Annotated in this window: 4 protein-coding genes; all 4 read left to right on the forward strand. The window is 65.1% G+C overall.

The window, feature by feature from the left end:
• On the forward strand, positions 1 to 264 hold a 264-nt coding region (locus tag IL54_RS19175; protein WP_037479617.1), incomplete at its 5' end, for a HisA/HisF-related TIM barrel protein.
• On the forward strand, positions 261 to 1025 hold the full coding sequence (hisF, locus tag IL54_RS19180) for an imidazole glycerol phosphate synthase subunit HisF (RefSeq protein WP_037479609.1): 765 nt from the start codon (positions 261 to 263) through the stop codon (positions 1023 to 1025). The genes IL54_RS19175 and hisF, both read left to right, overlap by 4 nt.
• A 167-nt stretch (positions 1026 to 1192) precedes the next feature.
• Positions 1193 to 1462, forward strand: coding sequence for a PEP-CTERM sorting domain-containing protein (locus IL54_RS19185; RefSeq protein ID WP_037479611.1), 270 nt, complete (start codon positions 1193 to 1195; stop codon positions 1460 to 1462).
• A gap of 42 nt (positions 1463 to 1504) precedes the next feature.
• Positions 1505 to 1825, forward strand: coding sequence for a phosphoribosyl-ATP diphosphatase (locus tag IL54_RS19190; RefSeq protein ID WP_037479619.1), 321 nt, complete (start codon positions 1505 to 1507; stop codon positions 1823 to 1825).
• Positions 1826 to 1921: the final 96 nt, after the last annotated feature.

Below are 1921 nucleotides of genomic sequence, written 5' to 3' on the forward strand. Positions count from 1 at the left end.
GATGCGGGCGTCGCCAGCCTGCTCTTCACTGACGTTGGCCGTGACGGGATGCTCAAGGGCTGCAACATCGACGCCACCGTCGAACTGGCGCGCGCGACCGATATTCCGGTGATTGCCAGCGGCGGCGTGGCGGGCATCGCCGACATCCGCATATTGAGCCTGCATGCCGACGACGGGATCGAAGGCGTGATCACGGGCCGCGCGCTTTATGACGGGCGACTGGACCTCAAAGCCGCGATGGCGGTGGCGCGGGCGGCGGCGTGACCGTCCGCACGCGGGTCATACCCTGTCTCGACGTCGCCAATGGGCGCGTGGTCAAGGGCGTCAATTTTGTTGATTTGAAGGATGCGGGCGATCCGGTCGAGCAGGCGCGGCTCTATGATGCGGCCGGGGCGGACGAACTATGCTTTCTGGATATTACCGCGACGCATGAGGCGCGCGGGACCATATTGGACGTGGTGCGGCGGACGGCGGAAGTCTGCTTCATGCCGGTGACCGTGGGCGGCGGGGTGCGCAGCGCCGAGGATGCGCGCGCGCTGCTGCTGGCGGGGGCGGACAAGGTGGCGGTCAACAGCGCGGCGGTGGTGCGTCCCGAACTGGTCGCCGACATCGCCGATCGCTTCGGCAGCCAGTGCATCGTCGGATCTGTCGATGCGCGAAAGGTTGCGGAAGGCCGCTGGGAAATCTTCACCCATGGCGGGCGTCAGCCGACCGGGATCGACGCGCTGGACCATGCGCTGCGGCTGGCGGACCTGGGCGCGGGCGAATTGCTCGTGACCTCGATGGATGGGGATGGCACGCGCAAAGGCTATGACCTGGCGCTGACCCGCGCGATTGCCGACGCGGTGTCGGTGCCGGTGATCGCCAGCGGGGGTGTCGGCACGCTCGACCATCTGGTGGAAGGCGTAACGCAGGGTCATGCCAGCGCGGTGCTGGCGGCGTCGATCTTCCATTTCGGCCAGCATACGATCGGCGAGGCGCATCAGGCGCTGGCGGCGGCGGGCGTACCGGTGCGCGGCGGCTGATCACGGCGAAAGCGTCGATTTACTTTACAGTAACCATATCTGCCATCACGCCATTAACCCTTATTTTTTCCGATAAAGCTGGCATTTTGCGGTTTGGCACGCGCTCTGCATTATCCTTCTGCGTCTATCGTCAACCAATGGGGGTTTGGCGCAGGGAGGGTAAGGAAATGACTTTGAACAAGATGCTTTTGGCGGTCGGCGCGGCGGCATTCATGGGCGTTGCGGTGCCCGCACCGGCGCAGGCGACATGGTGCTGGTTCGGCAAGTGCGGCGGCACCAGCACGGGCGGCAACAGCTCCACCGGCGGCACCAGCACCGGCGGTTCGTCGGGCGGCACGCCGACCCCCGTGCCTGAGCCGGAACAGATGGCGCTGTTCGCCATGGGTGCAGCCGTGCTGGTCGGTCGCGTCATGGTGTCGCGCCGCAAGCGCAAGTAAATTTAGATTGACGGGTCGCGCGCGCGGCGCTTGATGCGCGGCATGCGCGCGACCCTTCACACCCTTGAACAGACCATCCGCCAACGGCGGACGGCGGACCCTTCCACCTCCTATGTCGCCAAGCTGACGGCGCGAGGCCGTGGCAAGATTGCGCAGAAGGTCGGCGAGGAGGCGGTCGAAACGGTGATCGCCGCGATGGCGGGCGACCGGGACGGCGCGATCGGCGAAAGTGCCGACCTGTTATTTCACCTCATCATATTGCTGGCCGACCTCGACATCAGCCTGGACGAGGTGATGGACGAACTCGACCGGCGCGAAGGCGTGTCGGGGATTGTTGAAAAGGCCGCGCGCCCCGCAGACTGACTCTTTTCCATCGGATAGATGTTGCGTGCCAGGCGTTGGGGCGTCAGCTTATTATCCTTACGGGGGAGATTATCATGGTACGTACTGTTATCGGCG

The organism is Sphingobium sp. ba1 (genome assembly GCF_000743655.1).
In the GTDB taxonomy this organism is placed as follows: Bacteria; Pseudomonadota; Alphaproteobacteria; order Sphingomonadales; family Sphingomonadaceae; genus Sphingobium.